This window comes from Devosia sp. (assembly GCF_028290435.1).
GTDB lineage: Bacteria > Pseudomonadota > Alphaproteobacteria > Rhizobiales > Devosiaceae > Devosia.
In genome coordinates, this window is the sequence record NZ_JAQGJV010000041.1 from 1 (window position 1) to 17,934 (window position 17,934).

Here is a 17,934-nt window from a genome sequence, read left to right on the forward strand (position 1 = left end):
TCAACGCCTTCGCAGAACTGCTTGAGGCCAGCGCCCGTGCCGCCCGAACCGACGACTGGCGTCTTGAACTCGGGGAAGGTGGCGCCGAATTCTTCGGCAACGATCGAGGCGAACGGCAGCACGGTCGAGGAACCCGAGACCTGGATGGTGTCGCGCGACTGAGCGAAAGCGCCGGTCGTGCCCATGGCGGCCAGCGCGATGACAGCAACACCGGTGAGGAGTGCGGTTTTCATTGAGATTTCCCTTTCGGAATTCATTTTTTAACCTGGCTGGCCAATCTGGCTTGGATCGGGGCCGCCCTGTGACGCGGCAGACCATAGGAGTGCCCGGCGACAGTTTTATTGCAGTTGGGCCACGGATTTGTGACAGGTTAAGACGTTGAAATCAAAAGGATTTCATTGTACTAATTCAAAAATGACACTGTCACAAAGGCTCAAAAATGACATCACGACAGGGCCATTCCCAAGTCTCGTCGCGCGATTTTTGAGTGTGCACGTGTGCAAGATCACCCCTCGTCATCGGGTGCGATCAGACGGTCGCCAGATAGGCTAATCAGGGACGCGCAACAGCCAGATGACGTGTCAGACGATCACGTCTTCTTCACTGTCCAGCAGCCGGGCGAGAATGGTCAGGCCACGCTCCAGCCCGCTTCGGGTCGGCGGCGCCATGATGCAGAGCCGTACGCCCCCGACGCTGGACGAGCCGACCTGGGTGGCGCCGGGCGGGGTGATCCGCACCCGCGCCTCACTGGCGCGGCGCGCCAGGCGTTCCGCCGCCAGCGGGCTCATCGGCAACCAGATATGGGGCGCACCCTTGGGCATGGGCAGGCTGGCAATCTTGAAAATCTGCTGCGCCATATTCTGCCGGGCCTGCGCTTCATCGCGCAACAATGCCGCGGTGCGGGTCGCGGCCCCTGTTTCGATCAACGCCGCCGCCAGTTCCGCGACAAAGGGCGGAAGACCCCAGCTCTCGGCGCGCATCCGCTTGGCAACCCCGGCCCGCATCGGCCGCGGTGGCACCATGACGCCGAGACGCATTAGCGGCGTCAGGCTCTTGGACAGGCTGGTCACGAAGATGGCGCTGTCGGGCGCGATGTCTTTATAGGTCAGCGGACCCTTGGCCGCGTAGAGTCCATAGATATCGTCCTCGACGATGAAAGCGTCATGCCGCGCCGCGACCGCCGCAATGGCCCGCCGCCGTTCGGGACCGGTCTCGAAGCCCAGCGGGTTCTGGCACACCGGGGTCGTATAGATGATCTTGCAATGGTTGGCCGCCAACACCGCATCAAGCGCATCGGGAACCATGCCCTCCGCGTCGGTGATCACGGGTAGCATGGTGAGGCCCAGATTTCCGGCCGCCGCGATAGCGCCCGGAAACGTCGCGCCCTCGGTGGCGATTGTCGCCGAGCGGTCCTTCAGCGCCGCAAAGGCCAAGTGGATACCCTGCTGCGCACCATTGGTGAGGATAATGTCGTCGGCCGTCGCAGTCTGCCGAGTGCCGCTTAGCCAGCCGGCGACCACGCTGCGCTGCGCATCCGTGCCGCCGTGATCGACATAACCGCCATTGGCCAATTGTAGCGCCCGGCGCGTGGCGATTTCGGCGGCTTCCGCCAGCGCCTCATAGCCCAGCAAAGGCGGCGGGGCATTGATCGTGAGATCGACAATATCATTGGCATCGGACGACACGCCCCGCTCCAGCACAAACGTGCCGCGCCCGATTTCGCCGCGCACCAGGCCTCGATCGCTGAGCGCATCAACGGCGCGGGTAACAGTGCCGATGGAGACGCCGAACCGTTCGGCCAGATTGCGGTGGGTCGGCAAACGCGCACCCGGTTTGAAATCGCCGCTATCGATAGCGCTGACAAGCGCACTGGCCAATCGCTCATGCAGGGCCAGATCGCTGTCAGGCAAGAGGTGTTGGCCAGGCGTCATTGTATCGCATGTCTCACGATTGTATCGCTTCTAAGGAGTCTATGACGATACAATAGCTGAACCAATCGGACGTTCCATTGCTGTGGAGGCGCGTGCGTAGCGTTTACGCATCATATCTATCAGAGTCGGGAATTCGTGACATCCCGCACGGTTTCGTGCCCCAGCCGAGGCGCTCTTTCCCGGTGAAGGGACCCATCACTATCCTCCACGGAAATTAAGGTCAATAGTATTGACATAACAATCCCATCAGTATTGTATCTATCATATCAGCTATAGGTGATACAATGCCTACTTATGCCCTGCCCCGCCTGTCGACCCGCGCACTGGCCATGAAGGCCTCGGAAATCCGCGAACTACTCAAGCTGGTATCGCGTCCGAGCATGACCTCGTTTGCGGGCGGCATTCCCGATCCGGCGCTGTTCAATGTGGGGCTGTTCCAGGACGCCTATCGGCAGACCTTTGCCGGTCCGTCGATTGCGCGCGAGGCGCTGCAATATTCGACTACCGAGGGCTATCTGCCCCTGCGCCAGTGGATCGCCGGACGCATGGCAGGAATGGGCGTCGCCTGCGCACCCGACAACATCCTGATCACCGGTGGCTCGCAGCAGGGGCTGGACCTGATCGGCAAGCTGGTGATTGACGCGGGCGACACCGTGGCCACTGCCCAGCCGACCTATTTGGGCGCGCTGCAGGCTTTTTCCGCCTATCAGCCCACGTTTGAGGCACTGGATGCGCCCCGCGCGGCCTGCCCTGCCAAGCTGATCTATCTGGTGCCCGATTTCGCCAATCCGACTGGCGAGACCATGAGTCTCAAGGCCCGTCATGCGGCATTGGCGCAGGCGGATGCCATGGGCGCGCTGATCGTCGAGGACGCGGCCTATTCGGCGCTGCGTTATGACGGGCAGGACCTCCCCACGATCGCGGCGCTGGACCAAGCGCGCACCGGCAGCATCGAAAGCACCCGCACGCTCTATTGCGGCACGTTTTCCAAGACCTTGTCGCCCGGCATGCGGGTGGGCTGGATTTGCGGCCCGGCGGCGCTGATCCGCCCGCTGGTGCTGCTCAAGCAGGGGGCGGACCTGCATACGGCGACCATCAACCAGATCATCATTCACCACGCGGCGGTGGACAGCTTTGACGCGCAGGTGACCCGGATTCGCTCGGTGTACCGCACGCGGCGCGACGCCATGCTGGCGGCCTTGCAGCGCTACGCGCCGGAGGGCGTGCACTGGACACGGCCCGAGGGTGGGATGTTCGTGTGGGTGACGCTGCCTAGGCATATCGATGCCGGCGACCTGCTCAAGCAAGCGCTGCGGGCCGATATCGCCTTCGTGCCGGGCTCGGCGTTTTTCCCGGATGGCTCAGGGAAAAACACCATGCGGCTGAGCTTCTCGCTGTGCGACGAGGCACAGATCGAAGGGGGAATTTATAAGTTGTGCGAACTGGTTGGGCAGGTCGCGCGGCGAGTGGAAATGGTGGTGGGGGCTTAAGGACAGCGCCAAGCGTGCGGACAGAGTCCCCCTCACCCGCCCTCCGCTTCGCTCGGGCACCCTCTCCCCGATGGGGAGAGGGATACGGCTAGCGCAGCCTCTTATTCTTCTCCCCATTGGGGAGAAGGTGGCCCAAAGGGCCGGATGAGGGGGACCGCTTCAGCGACCACGATATGTCGAACGATCCCTGGATGGGCCCCGGCCTGCGCCGGGGTGACACCGAGTTTGTGGAGTGGCTTCGGCCTAACCCGCAGCCGTATAAGCCGTCTTCACCACCGTGAAGAACTCGTTGGCATACTTACCCTGCTCGCGCGGTCCCATGCTCGAAGCCTTGCGACCACCAAACGGCACGTGGAAATCGACACCGGCAGTCGGCACATTGACCATCACCATGCCGGCTTCCGAGTTGCGCTTGAAGTGCGTGGCGTATTTCAGCGACGTCGTCACGATACCCGCCGATAACCCAAACTCAGTATCGTTCGCGGTGGCCAAAGCCTCGTCATAGTCCTTAACGCGGATGACGCTGGCGACGGGCCCGAAGATTTCCTCGCGGGAAATGCGCATCTGGTTGGTGGCTTCGGTGAACAGCGTCGGCTGCAGGTAAAAGCCTTCGGTCGCGCCCTTCACCAATTCGCCGCCGGCCGCAAGCTTGGCGCCTTCGGCCTTGCCGATGGCGATGTAATCAGTGTCCTGCTTGAGCTGGCTGGCATCGACAACGGGGCCGATTTCCGTGTCCTTGTGCAAGGCATCGCCGACGCGCAGATTGCGGACGCGCTCGCCCAGAGCCGCCACGAATGCATCATGGATACCTTCGGTGACGATGACACGCGATGACGCCGTGCAGCGCTGGCCGGTGGAGAAGAACGCCGACTGTGCCACCGATTCCACCGCGACCTTGAGGTCGGCGTCATCGAGCACGACCGTGGGGTTCTTGCCGCCCATTTCGAGCTGGAACTTGCGCCCCACTTCGATCGAGGCCAGCGCCACGCGCTTACCGGTACCGACCGAGCCGGTGAAGGTGATGGCGTTGACGTCCTTGGATTCCAGCATGGTCTGGCCGACGACCGACCCCTTGCCCATCACCAGGTTCAGCACGCCCTTGGGCAGGCCGGCGCGGACGAGAATGTCTACAATGGCCCAGGTCGAGCCAGGGACCAGATCGGCCGGCTTGATCACGACGGTATTGCCATAGGCCAAAGCCGGAGCGATCTTCCAGGTCGGAATGGCGATAGGGAAATTCCACGGCGTGATGATGCCGACGACGCCGATCGGCTCGCGGGTGATCTCGACACCGACGCCGGGGCGCACCGACGGGATGATCTCGCCGGCCAGGCGCAGCACTTCACCGGCAAAGAAATCGAAAATCTGCGCGGCGCGGGTGACTTCGCCAATGGCTTCGGGAAGGGTCTTGCCCTCCTCGCGCGCCAGTAATTCGCCCAGCTCAGCCTTGCGGGCCAGGATTTCCTGGGAGGTTTTGCTGAGGATCGCATGGCGCTCCAGAATACCCGAGCGGGCCCAGGCGGGGAACGCGGCCTTGGCGGCGGCGATCGCCTGCTTGGTCTCGTCGGCGGATGCCTGCGCGTAAACGCCCACCACGTCATTGATATTGGACGGGTTGATGTTGTCGCGCCCCTCAGTGCCGACCCATTCGCCGCCGATGAGGTTCTGATGCAATGTCATGGTGAGATGCCTTTTGAGAGGAATTCAGAGAAGGTTGGCCGCAGCGAGATCGCGCAGCAAGTGGCTGGTGCCATAGGTCCAGGCGGGGGCGAGCGTCGACAAGTTCACCCTGTTAGATAGTGTGCCCAGGCTCGATGTCGAGATCGAAACGGTATCGCCGAGCTTGTGCGTGAAGCCCTTGCCGACGCCGTCGCGGTCCTTGACCGGCGCGAACATCGTGCCGAGATACAGCACCAGCCCGTCGGGATATTGATGGTGACGGCCGATGGTGGCCTCGACGAGCGATTGCGGCGTACGCGAAATCTGGCTCATCGAGGAATGCCCATCGAGCACAAAGCCATCCTCCCCCTCGACGCGCAGGGCGATTTCGGCCTGGCTGATGGTGTCGATCGTGAATTTGCCATCGAAGAGCCGGACGAACGGCCCCAGCGAAGCCGAAGCGTTATTGTCCTTGGCCTTGCCCAGCAGCAGGGCCGAGCGGCCCTCGACATCGCGCAGGTTGACGTCATTGCCCAGGGTGGCACCGACGATCTTGCCGGCGCTCGACACCAGCAGCGCGACTTCCGGCTCTGGATTGTTCCAACTCGAAATCGGATGCAGCCCCACATCGGCGCCAAACCCCACCGACGCCATGGTCGGCGCCTTGGTGAAAATCTCGGCGTCCGGCCCGATGCCCACCTCGAGATACTGGCTCCAGACACCCTTGGCGATCAGCGCCGCCTTGACCCGCATGGCAGTTTCCGAGCCCGGAACCAGCTGACTCAGATCGGTGCCGATCAGCTCGAGAATTTCCCCGCGCAGCGCATCGGCACGCGCCTTGTCGCCCCGCGCCTGCTCTTCGATCACCCGCTCCAGCAGCGACACCACGAAGGTGACGCCCGAAGCCTTGATGGCCTGCAGGTCGATGGGCGACAGCAGCACCGGCTTGGCGGAATCGGTAACGCGCGCCCAGCTATTGGCGATGATCGCATCGGCCGAACCAATGGACTTGCCCGGCGCTGCAGCCACATAACCCGACGGATCGGCGCTCTCGGCGATATCGCGCACCGTGGCCATGCCGCGCGCGGTGATATCGACCAGCTCGCCATCCCGCACCGTCACGATGAGCGGATGGGAAATGCCCGGAACGCGGGCACGCCCCAGCAAAACGCCGTCGGCGGGATAGATCACTTCGCTCATGCCGGTCCCCTGAAATGTTAGTGGCTGAGTAACCCGCCCCACCCCTGTCGCGCAAGGTTTATGGACCTCGATGTGGCTGATCCCTTCGCCGCACGTGTTTCCACAGCCCGTTCAAGTTCGGTTCAGGTATGCCCCATTATGGACGCATTAGGTGGCGAAGTGTCGCCGCCACGCCTTCAAGGAGTTCTTCTTATGCGTCCCCTGATCGGTCTTATTCCCTTCGCCCTGCTCGCCAGCATGTCCCTGCCCGCTTTCGCCGGCACCATCTCGATCGCCGGCCATGGCGAAGTCACCGCGTCCCCGGACACCGCCTTCGTGACCTCCGGCGTGACTACCCAGGGCGCAAGCGCGCGCGAGGCATTGGACCTGAACACCAAGGCAATGGCCGACCTGCTGGCTGAACTCAAGGCTTCGGGCATTGCCGAACGCGACGTGCAGACCTCGGGTTTTTCGGTCAGCCCGAACTATGTTTATACCGAAGAGCGCGATGCCAATGGCTATACGCTGCCGCCCAAGATCAATGGCTATCAGGTCAGCAATACCGTGACGGTGCGTGTGCGTGCTCTCGATACGCTGGGCGCGATCCTGGATAAATCCGTGACCGTGGGCGCCAATACCATCAACGGCGTCAGCTTCAGCGTTTCCGATCCGAGCGAACTGCTCAACGAAGCCCGCAAGGCGGCCTTTGCCGATGCTCGCGCCAAGGCGGAACTCTATGCCACCGCGGCCGGCGCCAAGCTGGACGACATCGTATCGATCAACGAAGGCCAGGATATTGGCCAGCCGCAGCCCTACATGTTCAAGGACATGGCGGCGGCAGCGCCGCGCGCCGATGTGCCGATCGCGGCCGGGGAACTCAGCTTTGCCATCAACGTTTCGGTTCAGTGGGACCTGGAAGACGCCGGCAAGTAACCCAAACCCTCCCAAGGGGCTTGGACGGTGGGGATGGCCTTCGTAGTCAACCGTCCCCACCAACCTAATTCAAAGGCCGGACGCAAGTCCGGCCTTTGTCATTTTCAGCCTAGCCGTAGACCACCTTCCACAGCATGTTCAGCCCCACGAACACCAGGAACCCCGCAAAAACGTACTTGAGCGTTTTCTGGTCCAGCCGGTGCGCAATGGTGGCGCCCAGCGGGGCGAAAATGGCAGCCAGCACGGCGACCAATACCAGCGCCGGCAGGTTGATATAGCCCAGGCTCAGCGGCGGCACGCCGGCCACGCCCCAGCCCGAAACGATGTAGCCACCAGTGCCGGAAATGGCGATGGCGACGCCCAGCGCCGCCGAGGTGCCCACCGCCGCATGCATCTTGGCGCCGAACGCCACCAGCGTCGGCACACTGAGGGAACCGCCGCCAATGCCCATCAGCGCCGAGATGAAGCCGACCACAAACGCCGAAATCCGGTGCGTCAGGCCAGAGCCATGCAGATGGCCCATCACCTTGTCCTGGAAGCCGAACACGATATTGGCGGCAATGACGAAGGCCATGACCGCAAAGACCACCCGCAGCACGTCGCCCGACAGGAACGCGGCCGCCACGCCACCGATCAGCGTGCCGATGACGATGAACGGCACCCACAGCTTGAGCGTGGGCATATCCAGCGCCCCGCGCTTTTGGTGCGCCCGTGCGCTCATGATGCCGGTCGGGATGATGATGGCGAGCGACGTGCCCACCGCCACGTGTTGCACCACGTCACTGCCATAGCCGAGCACCGATAGCGCCGTCGACAGCGCTGGCACAATGATGGCGCCTCCGCCAATGCCGAGCAGCCCCGCCGCAATGCCCGAACAGACACCGGTGACCAAAAGGCCAACCACGAAGGGCCAGTATGACAGGAGTGAACCCCAGTCCATCATGCGTCTCCAATAATATGCAGCACCACCTCGCGCCGATGCGGGCTCGTGCGGTGCTCGAACAGATAAATGCCCTGCCAGGTGCCGAACACCGGACTGCCTTGGGCGATGGGAATGGCGATCGAGGTCTGGGTCAGCGCCGCCTTGATATGGGCGGGCATGTCGTCGGCGCCCTCGGTGGTGTGGACGATCCAGTCCATGCCCTGCGGCACCAAACGACGAAAGAAGCCGTCGAGATCGGTCTTGACGTCGTCGTCGGCATTTTCCTGGATCAGCAGCGAACAGGACGTGTGGCGGCAATAGACGGTCAACAGCCCCGTAGCCACGCCCGATGCCTCCACGAAGCGGCGCACGTCACGGGTAAACTCGTAGAGTGCGGCGCCATTGGTGGAAACGGTGAGCGTATCGAGAGCTTGCAGCATGGCGGGTCCGGCAGTGTGCCTCCGGCCTAACACGGCTTGGCTCTGGCGGCCAGCGCCGCATTGGCGCCATCATCGGCCATTCATGTTCGATTGCCTGCCTGCGGAACCTTGGCACAAGTCCAAGCGTTGCGGGCATTACGAGGGGATTTGCATCACATCGATAATCTTGGCGCCGTTCAGTCTCGGTTCAGACTGGCGCCGTGATGCTGGTACCAAGTGTCTGTCGACCACAAAGGAATCACTATGCGCATTCGAAACTGGCTCCTCGCGAGCACCAGCCTGGGAATAATGATTTTCGCGCCCATACCGGTCTTCGCGCAGGACGCTCCAGCACCGGAATTGCCGCAGCAGTGTATCGACGCCGGGATCACCGATTTCGACGCCTGCGTCGCCGCCATGTCGGCTGCACCGGCACCGGCGCCCGCTCCCGAAGCCGCCCCGGCACCTGAGGCTGCGCCTGAACCAGCGCCAGCCCCGGAAGCCGCTCCCGCACCGGAGCCGGCGCCGGAAGCTGCGCCTGAGCCCGCCCCCGCTCCCGAAGCTGCTCCAGAGCCGGCGCCTGCCCCTGAGGTTGCGCCCGAACCGGCACCCGAGCCTGAGGCTGCCCCTGAACCGGCACCGGCCCCTGAGGCCGCTCCGGCGCCTGAAGCCGCACCGGCCCCAGAGGCCGCGCCCGCCGTGGAAGCCGCCCCGGCTTCAGAAGCCGCTCCGGCCCCTGAAGCTGCTCCCGCTCCGGAAGCCGCACCGGCTCCAGAGGCCGCCCCGGCCCCGGAAGCTGCTCCCGCTCCAGAAGCTGCACCGGCTCCGGAGGCCGCACCGGCTCCAGAGGCTGCGCCTGCCCCGGAAGCCGCCCCGGCCCCTGAAGCTGCTCCCGCTCCGGTCAACGCCAATCTGCAGGCCGACCTGCAAGCACAGGTTGATGCCTACGACACCGCCCTTGCCGACCTGATGTCGGGTGGCGATGCCACCGCGGCCCAGGCCAATATGGACGCTGCCCGCGCTCAGATCGCCAGCATTTGTGCTGCCGCCGGCCAGGCCGACGCCAATGCGTGCCTTGCCGCCAATGGCCTGAAGCTCACCGAAGTGCCCGGCCTCACCCCGGCGGCGCCAGCGCCGGCCGAACAGACCCCGGCTGAACAGCCGGTTGGCGAAGCTCCCGTTGACGCCACGGGCCAGCCGGTCGAAGTGATCCAGAACCTGCCGCAGGGCATCACGCAGGAGCAGGTTGCTCCGGTGCTCGACAGCGCCAAGGACTTCGAAGCCGCTCCTGCACCCGCCGATGGCCAGCCCGCCGCCGCAGTGGTGCCCGAGGCGCCCGTTGCCCCGCCACCGGAAAACGATGCCGCCGCTCAAGCCGCCTTTGCGCCTGCAGAAGCCGCTCGCGTCTCGGTCACCGAGGAACAGGGCGAACAGGTGACTGCTGCCGCCGTCGCGCCGACCGTGGTGCCGCAGAACGTGACGATCATCAACCAGACTAATGTCGTCAACAACATCACCAACAACACGACGAACAACACCACCAACAATACCCAGAACAACACGCAGACCAATATCGGCCAGCAGACCAATATCGAACAGAACGACCTGCGCCAGACCACCTATGGTGATCAGCTGACCCAGGTCATCCTGCAGATTGGTACGCAGTTGATCGTCAACACCCCCGGCCAGGATACCGACCGGTATTTCGACAACCAGCAGGATGAGGTGTTCTACGAAAACCTCAGCAACGGCCGCGTTCGCGAGACCATTACGCGTCCTGATGGCACCCAGATCGTCACCGTGCGCAACCGCAATGGCGACGTGCTGCGTCGCTCGCGCTTCTCGCCCGACGGCCGCGAAACCGTGCTCGCCTATTTCGATGATCGTTACGACAACGATCTGCTGGAATGGCGGGATCCGGGCCAGGATCTGCCTCCGCTGCGCCTCAACATCCCGGTCCGCGATTACGTGCTTGACGCCGAGGATGCCGATCAGAACGATGTCGAAGTGTTCTTCCGCCAGCCGCCCGTCGAGCAGGTCGCTCGCCTCTATTCGATCGACGAGGTCAAGCGGTCTTCGCGTGTGCGTGACAGCGTGCGCAAGCTCGAAGTGGGCGGCCTGACCTTCGATAGCGGTGCGGCAACCATCAGCCGTGACCAGGTTGCGGCCCTCAGCAACGTGGCCAACGCCATGCTTGGGCTGCTGGCCAACAACCCGGCTGAAACCTTCCTGATCGAAGGCCATACCGATGCCGTCGGTACCGATATCAAGAACCTGCAGCTCAGCGACCTGCGCGCCGCCACGGTTGCCCGCATCCTGACCGACTTCTACAAGGTGCCGCCGGAAAACCTGGCGACCCAGGGCTATGGCGAACGCTATCTGCGCATCCGCACAGATGCCGCCGAACGCGAAAACCGCCGCGTCACCATCCGCCGCATTACGCCGCTGATTACGATGGCCAGCAACTAATCTGAACCAAAGCTGAACATGAAGGCCGGGCACATCGCCCGGCCTTTTTTCTTTTTTTGGCCCGGTAACGATCCGGCCAACTTGTGACTGTGCGACGGTCTAGATTTCAGTATAGCTGCTGACTAAATTCTGCAGCGGCATAAGGACCTTCAATGCGTTTTCGTTTTTGGCTTGCCGTTGTCGGCTTCTCTACTGTGCTGGCAGCACCCGCATTCGCGCAGGAAGACATGCCTGAGGAATGCGCGGGCTTTGCAAGCTATGACGAATGTCTGGCTGCCCTGCAGGGCGCCGCACCGGCCGAGGAACCGGTTTATGAGGAACCTGCTCCTGAAGAGCCCGTCTACGAAGAACCCGCCTATGAGGAGCCTGCGCCGGAAGAGCCCGTCTACGAGGAACCGGCCCCTGAAGAACCAGTCTATCAGGAGCCTGCTCCCGAGGAGCCCGTCTACGACGAGCCCGCCCCCGAGGAACCCGTCTACCAGGAACCCGCTCCCGAAGAGCCAGCCTACGACGAGCCGGCGGCCGAAGAGCCTGTCTATGATGAACCTGCGCCCGAGGAGCCGGTTTATGATGAGCCAGCCCCTGAGGAACCTGTTTACGACGAACCGGCAGCGGATGAGCCTGTCTATGACGAGCCCACGCCCGATCCATCGGTAGACGAGGCTACGCCCGACGATACGACGGCGGTCGAGAACGAGACCACGCAGGAAGAGCCCGTCGCCGACCCTGAAATGAGCGATGACGAGCCGGTGGTCGTGCCGGACACTACCGACGAAGAGACTGCCGTCGAACCCCAAACCACCGAAGAAGACACCGCCGTCGAGCCCGACGCGAACCAAGAACAAACCGATGTCACCGCCGACCAGGTTGCTGACCCCGATCTCGTTGTCGAGGACGACGCGGATGTCGAGCCGATGGCCGCAGAAGCTCTCGCAGAGGACGATCCGATCGCCGACCTGCCGGCCGAGGAACTCTCCACCGCGAGCGAACCGCTGGCCGACGGCGAATCAGCCGAGAATTCTGCGCCCCTGTTCGACAGCGCCAAGGATGGCACAGTCGACATGGAAGCGGACACTGACGAGGACGTCGAAGCGCCCGTAAGCGACGAGCAGGCGCAGGTTATGGCAGAGGTGACACCCGAGCAGATCGTCGAGGCCAATGCGGCTCCGGGCGAACGGTTGGCCGCCGCTCCTCAAGTGGTGACGCCGCAGAACGTCACCATCATCAACAACGTCCAGAACACCTATATCTACGAGACCAACAACACCGTCATCATCAACAATTCCTACGCCGACCGTGACCGCATTTTCGGCCGCGACGACAACTATCAGTTCGACCAGATCGGCGATAACCGCTTCCGCGAAACCGTCTATCGCGACGACGGCTCGGTTGTCGTCACCACGCGCGACCAATACGGCAATATCCTCGAGCGCTACCGCACCGACCCCTATGGCGATACCTATGTGATGGCCTATTTCGACCCGGCCTATTACGATGACATGCAATATTGGGGCGACCCCGGCATCGACCTGCCGCCGCTGCGCATCACCATCTCGATCCGCGACTACGCGCTGGATTGGCGCTACGCCGATGCAGCCCGGATTGCGCGGTTCTTCGCCGAACCCCCGCTGGAGCGTGCCCGCCGCATCTATTCAATCGACGAAGTCAAGCGCTCTGCCCGCCTGCGGGACAGCCTGCGCCGGCTCGAAGTCAACGATCTGAACTTTGCCTCGGGCTCGGCCAACCTCAGCCGCAGCCAGGTCAATGGGCTGAGCCGCCTCGCCGAGGCCATGTCGACCTTGCTCGAGCAGAACCCGGGCGAAACCTTCCTCATCGAAGGTCACACCGACGCCACCGGTTCGGATCGCGATAACCTGATCCTGTCGGACCAGCGCGCCAGCAATGTCGCGCGCATCCTGACCCAGTATTACGATATCCCGCCGGAAAACTTGGCGACCCAGGGCTATGGCGAGCGTTACCTGCGGATCAGGACGCCGCGTGCCGAGGCACAGAACCGCCGCGTCACCATCCGCCGCATCACACCTTTGGTGACGCCGTACTTCGCCAGCCGGTAAGATGAACGGACAACCGCAGGTCTATTCGACCTGCGTTCATGATCAATCGGTCATACCAATCGTGCCGGATGCGAGGGCCTCCGACAGGGGGTTCGCCAAGGCTCAAGGCGCCAGCTAAGTCCTCGGCGAACCCCGCTGGCCCACTTATTCTTCTCCCCGTCGGGGAGAAGGTGGCGCCCGATGAAGGCGCCTAAGTCTCGGACCGCCCCATCTGCTCGCGCACAAACGCCCCGATCTCGGCGATCGCCTGCGCCGCTTCGGGCACATAGGACTGGACGTGGAACACGTGCCACAGCCCGGGCCACACCTTCAGAATCGTCTCCACCCCAGCCGCCTGTGCCTTCTGCGCGAACAGCACCGAGTCATCCACCATCACCTCGTCGCCACCGGCATGGATCAGCAGCGGCGGCAGTCCGGCGGGATCGGAGAATAGTGGCGACAGCATCGGATCGGCCGGATCGCGATTGCCCGCATACCACAGCCCTGCCTCGCGCAGTCCCTCGCGCGTGATGATCGGGTCCTTGGCGCGCAGCGTTTCATAAGACGGGCTGGAGACCGTCAGATCGGTCCACGGCGCCATCAGCACTGCTGCCAGCGGCATTTTGGCATTGGCCTCGCGTAGGGCCAGCAGCATCGACAGCGCCAGCCCGCCCCCGGCGGAGTCACCACCCACCACCACATCGGCCTCGCTCAAACCCTGGCTCAGCAACCAGCCATAGGCCAGCAGCGCATCCTTGACGCCGGCCGGGAACGGATGCTCGGGCGCCAGCCGATAATCGGGCACCAGCACCCGCATCCCGGTGGCCGCCGCCAGATTAGCCGCCATGCGCCGATGCGTCTTGGGCGAGCCTGCATTATAGCCGCCACCGTGCAGTAGCAGGAACACCTTGCCCGCCTGGCTCTGCGGCATGGTCACCCATTCGCCCGGCACGCCGCCGGCAATCACCGCCTCCACCACCGCCCCTTCGGGCAGCGTATGGGTGGTGAGGCACTCGTCCTCCCACTGGCGCCGGTTCTCCGTCAGTGTCAGGCCCACCTTTTTGGGCCTGGCAAACAGAATGTCGATTTCCTTGCGTGCGTCGTCGCTGATCATCGGTTTCCCCTCCGCGGTTTTGCCAGCATCAGTGCCGATCCGGGCGCCGCCGACAAGCCCCTATGCAGCCCGGGCCCTTGTTTGGCCGGCAAATCTTGCTATTGGGGGTTCTCGCAGTGGAGCCGAGCATGAAGCAGCTGGAAATTTTCGTCGAGAAGGTCATCCTGGCGTCGCGTTGGCTGCTGGTCGTCTTTTATATCGGGCTGGGCCTGGCGCTGGCGATCTATGCCGCCTCGTTCATCTTCAAGCTCTGGGAATTCGCCAGCCATGTCTTTGAGATGGACGATACCGAAACCATCCTCAAGGTGCTGGGGCTGATCGACGCCGCGCTGATCGCCAGCCTCGTCGTCATGGTCATCATCTCGGGCTACGAGAACTTCGTCTCGCGCTTCGACAATGAGGACGACGTGCACTGGCTGGGCCAGATCGATGCCGGCTCGCTCAAAATCAAGGTGGCCTCCACTATCGTCGCCATCTCCTCGATCCACCTGCTGCAGATTTTTCTCAACGTGCCGAAATATACCGACACCCAGATCATGTGGTTCACCATCATCCACCTGGCTTTCGTGGTTTCGGCAGTGTTCCTGGCGATCATCGACCGCATCTCCAAAAAGCCGGGAAAAGACAAAGAACCCGATCTTTAGAGGCGATTATTTCGTCCTAGCTGTGGAAAAATCCCGGCTACCGGGCGATTTTTTGCGCGCAATCTTTTGAAAATTCAGCGCTTTTGGGCGGCCGGGCACGTATCTCAGCGTGATCACGGAATCGGGAACGATTTCGGAAAACCCGCGTTTCTTTGCCATAGCGTGCAACAAAGGAGCGCAATCATGGCTACCCCAGAACGCGATACAGTTTACACCAATGACGGCACCCGCACTGTCTATACCCGCGAAAGCAATGGTACGGGCTGGTTCGTCGGCATCATTGTGGTCCTGGCACTGCTTGCCATCGGCTATCTGGTCTTCTCGGCCAATTCGGGCCCATCGACCGCAGTCGATACAAGCGCCAGCCCAGCAATCACGTCCACAGATTCGGGCGCCGCAGCCCCCGCACCGATGACCGAAGCTCCGGCAACCGATACCGCCCCGGCTCCGATGACCGAGGCACCGGCTACCCCTGACGCAGCCCCCGCGACCCCGGCTCCGGCCGTTGATGCGGCTCCGGCTACGCCCGCCGCCCCGGCTACTGACACCACCACGCCGGCTCCGACGGCTCCATAATTTAAAGCGTCCCCGACGCCTCAGCACTCCCTCTGAGGCGTCACTTAAAGCCCCGGCCGCCCCGCCGGGGCTTTTCTTTGCCTGAAAACGCTACTTGCTGCACTGCCAGCGGACGACGCTGCAACCACGATCGTGCGAGCGGCAGGCGTTGACGGCGTTGCTCTGCGCCGAATTGCCCGTGGTGCCCCAATCGGCACCCCAGCCACCATTGCGGCCCACCGCCACAGCCCCGCAGGCATTGCGGAAACTGATCGCATATTCGCAATCGCCACCGCGGCAATAGCTGGCCGCAGCCCGTTCCGCCTGGCGCTGGGTATCGTAATTGTGCGAAAATCCGGTCGCGTGCGTGCTCGGCGAATAGTAGATCGAGCCCCATTCCACAGCTTGCGCGCCGCTGGTGGCGGCCGTCAGCAGCATCAGCGCGGCCAAGATCAGTCCGATCGATTTGCTCATTTATGCATCCTCAAAAGATGGCGCGACATTACGTCGTAGCGGCCCGCCTTGCGAAGCCCCATTCGGCTTCCCACTTCACATGAAAACCAAGGGAGCCAGCCATGTTCAATATCGACCAGATTCTCAAAGCCCTGCAAACCGATCCCAACACGCAGCGCACCGCGCTAACCGGCGCCGCAGGCGTTGCGGCCGGCATGCTGCTCGGCGGCGGCAATCCTGGCAAGCTGCTCGGCAATGCCGTCCAGATCGGCGCCGTGGCAGCGGTGGGCGGGCTGGCCTACAAGGCCTGGCAGAACCATCAGCAGAACAAGGGCAACGCCCCCGCGCCGGCACAAAGCCAGGACGCCTTCATCCCCCCACAGGCCGATGCGCAGGCGCAGGAGCAGCTGGGCAAGACCCTCGTGCGCGCCATGATCGCCGCAGCCAAGGCCGACGGCAAGATCGATGGCGACGAGAAGGAAGCCATCTTCACCAAGCTCGAAACCATGTCGCTGAGTGCCGAAGAGAAGGCCTGGGTGTTCGATGAACTCTCCAGCCCCCTCGATATCAACGCCGTCGTCGCCCGCGCCGATACGCCCGAGCATGCCAGCGAAATCTATGCGGCCTCGCTGGTGGCCATCACCGCCGATACGGCTTCGGAGCGCGCCTATCTCGACGCGCTGGCCACCAAGCTCAAGCTGGAGCCGGGCCTGGTCGACGAAATCCACAAGGCCGCCGGCGAGCCCCTGCTGCGCCCAACCCAGCCAGCCGCGCCCTTCGCCTACACGCCCTCGAGCAGCAACGTCTAGGCGCGGTTACATCCGTGTGCGTTCTTGCCGGTTTGCAGGACAGTGGCCATCTGTCCTGCAAACAAGAGGCACACCATGGAACTCGGTCTTTATTCCTTCGCTGAAAACACCCCCGACGCGCTGAATGGCGATGCGCTGCAGAGCCCGGCCGAACGGCTGAAGGACCTGCTGGAAGAGATCGAGCTGGCCGACCAGCTCGGGCTGGATTTTTACGGCCTGGGCGAACATCACCGCCCCGATTTCGTCGCCTCGGCTCCGGTGACCATCCTGGCCGCCGCCGCCGCGAAAACCAAAACCATCAAGCTGTCGACCGCCGTCACCGTGCTGAGCTCGGAAGACCCCATCCGCGTCTACCAGCAGTTCTCGACGCTCGACCTTCTGTCCAACGGCCGCGCCGAAATCATGGCCGGCCGTGGCTCGTTCATCGAAAGCTTCCCCCTGTTCGGCCTGAAGCTCGACGACTACGACAGCCTGTTCGAGGAAAAGCTCGAAATGCTGATGGCCATTCGCGCCGGGGGTAAAGTCACCTGGCCAGGCGGCGAACACACCAAGCCCATTCCGGGGCTCGAAATCTATCCCAAGCCTGTGCAGGACCCTCTGCCGCTGTGGATCGCCGTCGGCGGCACGCCCAATTCAGTGGCTCGTGCTGCCTATTACGGCCTGCCCCTGATGATCGCCATCATCGGCGGCCAGCCCAAGCAATTTGCCCCCTTGGTGGATTTCTACCGCGAAACCGCCGAGAAAACCGGCAAGGACCCGAAAACCCTGCCGGTCGGCATCAGCTCGCATGGCTTCATCGCCGCCGACAGCCAGGACGCGCGCGACATCGCCTATCCGGCCCACAGCCAAGTGATGAACCGTATCGGCAAGGAACGCGGCTGGGGCCCGACCAGCCGCGCCCAGTTCGATGCCGGCGCCACACCCAACGGCGCCTATTTCATGGGCTCGCCGCAAGAGGTCATCGACAAGATCCTGATGCAGCACGAATGGTTCAAGCACGACCGCTTCGGGCTGCAACTCAGCGTCGGCACCCTGCCCCACGACAAGGTCATGAAGGCGATCGAGCTGTTCGGGACCGTAGTGAAGCCGGCGATCGACAAGGCGCTGCCGCGGTAGCTCTTCACTTCTCCCTTCGGGCGAGAGGTCGACCCTCCTGGGTCGGGTGAGGGGGCCTTTACCGAGTGAGGTGTTTGCCGAAGGCCCCCTCACCCGTCGCTGCGCGCCGACCTCTCCCCCAAAGGGAGAGGTGAAGGACGCCGCCCAAAACTCTCCCCTCACCGACCCACTAATGCTATCGAGACTC

The 17,934-nt window shown here is 63.2% G+C and carries 16 protein-coding genes; 8 read left to right on the forward strand and 8 right to left on the reverse strand.

From position 1 onward, the window contains the following. On the reverse strand, positions 1–233 hold a 233-nt coding region (locus tag JWP26_RS10505), incomplete at its 3' end, for a substrate-binding domain-containing protein (RefSeq protein WP_299726903.1). A gap of 348 nt (positions 234–581) precedes the next feature. Further along, positions 582–1,931: a PLP-dependent aminotransferase family protein gene (locus JWP26_RS10510; RefSeq protein ID WP_299726906.1), complete on the reverse strand. Its 1,350-nt coding sequence runs from the start codon at positions 1,929–1,931 to the stop codon at positions 582–584. Between the two features lie 284 nt (positions 1,932–2,215). Here JWP26_RS10510 and JWP26_RS10515 point away from each other — a divergent pair, with 284 nt between their 5' ends. Then, a complete protein-coding gene (locus JWP26_RS10515; RefSeq protein WP_299726908.1) occupies positions 2,216–3,421 on the forward strand; it encodes a PLP-dependent aminotransferase family protein in 1,206 nt (401 codons plus the stop codon). A 243-nt stretch (positions 3,422–3,664) separates the two neighbouring features. Here JWP26_RS10515 and JWP26_RS10520 read toward each other — a convergent pair whose 3' ends face one another. Continuing rightward, on the reverse strand, positions 3,665–5,101 hold the full coding sequence (locus tag JWP26_RS10520; RefSeq protein ID WP_299726910.1) for an aldehyde dehydrogenase family protein: 1,437 nt from the start codon (positions 5,099–5,101) through the stop codon (positions 3,665–3,667). A gap of 24 nt (positions 5,102–5,125) precedes the next feature. Beyond that, on the reverse strand, positions 5,126–6,280 hold the full coding sequence (locus tag JWP26_RS10525; protein ID WP_299726912.1) for a fumarylacetoacetate hydrolase family protein: 1,155 nt from the start codon (positions 6,278–6,280) through the stop codon (positions 5,126–5,128). 192 nt (positions 6,281–6,472) lie between these two features. Between JWP26_RS10525 and JWP26_RS10530 the strand changes: the two genes are divergently transcribed. Then, positions 6,473–7,192, forward strand: coding sequence for an SIMPL domain-containing protein (locus JWP26_RS10530; RefSeq protein ID WP_299726914.1), 720 nt, complete (start codon positions 6,473–6,475; stop codon positions 7,190–7,192). A 109-nt stretch (positions 7,193–7,301) separates the two neighbouring features. On the opposite strand, the gene JWP26_RS10535 is transcribed toward JWP26_RS10530, so the two are convergent. Next, a complete protein-coding gene (locus JWP26_RS10535) occupies positions 7,302–8,132 on the reverse strand; it encodes a sulfite exporter TauE/SafE family protein (RefSeq protein WP_299726916.1) in 831 nt (276 codons plus the stop codon). Continuing rightward, complete coding sequence (locus tag JWP26_RS10540; RefSeq protein WP_299726918.1) at positions 8,132–8,554, reverse strand: secondary thiamine-phosphate synthase enzyme YjbQ; 423 nt, start codon at positions 8,552–8,554, stop codon at positions 8,132–8,134. Before JWP26_RS10540 ends, JWP26_RS10535 begins: the two co-directional genes overlap by 1 nt. 288 nt (positions 8,555–8,842) lie before the next feature. Between JWP26_RS10540 and JWP26_RS10545 the strand changes: the two genes are divergently transcribed. Both JWP26_RS10545 and JWP26_RS10550 read left to right on the forward strand, forming a co-directional pair. Next, positions 8,843–11,002 carry an OmpA family protein gene (locus JWP26_RS10545; RefSeq protein ID WP_299726921.1) on the forward strand — a complete coding sequence of 720 codons (2,160 nt, stop codon included), beginning with the start codon at positions 8,843–8,845 and terminating at the stop codon, positions 11,000–11,002. A gap of 152 nt (positions 11,003–11,154) precedes the next feature. Then, complete coding sequence (locus tag JWP26_RS10550) at positions 11,155–13,077, forward strand: OmpA family protein (protein WP_299726923.1); 1,923 nt, start codon at positions 11,155–11,157, stop codon at positions 13,075–13,077. 190 nt (positions 13,078–13,267) lie between these two features. Here the strand turns inward: JWP26_RS10550 and JWP26_RS10555 are convergent, their stop codons facing one another. After that, positions 13,268–14,170, reverse strand: coding sequence for an alpha/beta hydrolase (locus JWP26_RS10555; RefSeq protein WP_299726925.1), 903 nt, complete (start codon positions 14,168–14,170; stop codon positions 13,268–13,270). A 128-nt stretch (positions 14,171–14,298) separates the two neighbouring features. Between JWP26_RS10555 and JWP26_RS10560 the strand changes: the two genes are divergently transcribed. Both JWP26_RS10560 and JWP26_RS10565 read left to right on the forward strand, forming a co-directional pair. Beyond that, a complete protein-coding gene (locus JWP26_RS10560) occupies positions 14,299–14,814 on the forward strand; it encodes a TIGR00645 family protein (RefSeq protein WP_299726927.1) in 516 nt (171 codons plus the stop codon). Between the two features lie 183 nt (positions 14,815–14,997). Then, complete coding sequence (locus JWP26_RS10565) at positions 14,998–15,390, forward strand: hypothetical protein (RefSeq protein ID WP_299726929.1); 393 nt, start codon at positions 14,998–15,000, stop codon at positions 15,388–15,390. Between the two features lie 90 nt (positions 15,391–15,480). On the opposite strand, the gene JWP26_RS10570 is transcribed toward JWP26_RS10565, so the two are convergent. Continuing rightward, positions 15,481–15,843, reverse strand: coding sequence for a DUF4189 domain-containing protein (locus JWP26_RS10570; protein ID WP_299726932.1), 363 nt, complete (start codon positions 15,841–15,843; stop codon positions 15,481–15,483). A gap of 101 nt (positions 15,844–15,944) precedes the next feature. On the opposite strand from JWP26_RS10570, the gene JWP26_RS10575 reads away from it, so the two are divergent. Both JWP26_RS10575 and JWP26_RS10580 read left to right on the forward strand, forming a co-directional pair. After that, a complete protein-coding gene (locus tag JWP26_RS10575) occupies positions 15,945–16,631 on the forward strand; it encodes a tellurite resistance TerB family protein (RefSeq protein ID WP_299726935.1) in 687 nt (228 codons plus the stop codon). 75 nt (positions 16,632–16,706) lie between these two features. Continuing rightward, positions 16,707–17,747: an LLM class flavin-dependent oxidoreductase gene (locus tag JWP26_RS10580; RefSeq protein WP_299726938.1), complete on the forward strand. Its 1,041-nt coding sequence runs from the start codon at positions 16,707–16,709 to the stop codon at positions 17,745–17,747. Positions 17,748–17,934 lie beyond the last annotated feature (187 nt).

Bases quoted from the DNA above. Each gene is read 5' to 3' on its own strand.
- JWP26_RS10510 (WP_299726906.1), bottom strand. From the start codon at position 1,931: ATGACGCCTGGCCAACACCTCTTGCCTGACAGCGATCTGGCCCTGCAT.
- JWP26_RS10515 (WP_299726908.1), top strand. From the start codon at position 2,216: ATGCCTACTTATGCCCTGCCCCGCCTGTCGACCCGCGCACTGGCCATG.
- JWP26_RS10520 (WP_299726910.1), bottom strand. From the start codon at position 5,101: ATGACATTGCATCAGAACCTCATCGGCGGCGAATGGGTCGGCACTGAG.
- JWP26_RS10525 (WP_299726912.1), bottom strand. From the start codon at position 6,280: ATGAGCGAAGTGATCTATCCCGCCGACGGCGTTTTGCTGGGGCGTGCC.
- JWP26_RS10530 (WP_299726914.1), top strand. From the start codon at position 6,473: ATGCGTCCCCTGATCGGTCTTATTCCCTTCGCCCTGCTCGCCAGCATG.
- JWP26_RS10535 (WP_299726916.1), bottom strand. From the start codon at position 8,132: ATGGACTGGGGTTCACTCCTGTCATACTGGCCCTTCGTGGTTGGCCTT.
- JWP26_RS10540 (WP_299726918.1), bottom strand. From the start codon at position 8,554: ATGCTGCAAGCTCTCGATACGCTCACCGTTTCCACCAATGGCGCCGCA.
- JWP26_RS10545 (WP_299726921.1), top strand. From the start codon at position 8,843: ATGATTTTCGCGCCCATACCGGTCTTCGCGCAGGACGCTCCAGCACCG.
- JWP26_RS10550 (WP_299726923.1), top strand. From the start codon at position 11,155: ATGCGTTTTCGTTTTTGGCTTGCCGTTGTCGGCTTCTCTACTGTGCTG.
- JWP26_RS10555 (WP_299726925.1), bottom strand. From the start codon at position 14,170: ATGATCAGCGACGACGCACGCAAGGAAATCGACATTCTGTTTGCCAGG.
- JWP26_RS10560 (WP_299726927.1), top strand. From the start codon at position 14,299: ATGAAGCAGCTGGAAATTTTCGTCGAGAAGGTCATCCTGGCGTCGCGT.
- JWP26_RS10565 (WP_299726929.1), top strand. From the start codon at position 14,998: ATGGCTACCCCAGAACGCGATACAGTTTACACCAATGACGGCACCCGC.
- JWP26_RS10570 (WP_299726932.1), bottom strand. From the start codon at position 15,843: ATGAGCAAATCGATCGGACTGATCTTGGCCGCGCTGATGCTGCTGACG.
- JWP26_RS10575 (WP_299726935.1), top strand. From the start codon at position 15,945: ATGTTCAATATCGACCAGATTCTCAAAGCCCTGCAAACCGATCCCAAC.
- JWP26_RS10580 (WP_299726938.1), top strand. From the start codon at position 16,707: ATGGAACTCGGTCTTTATTCCTTCGCTGAAAACACCCCCGACGCGCTG.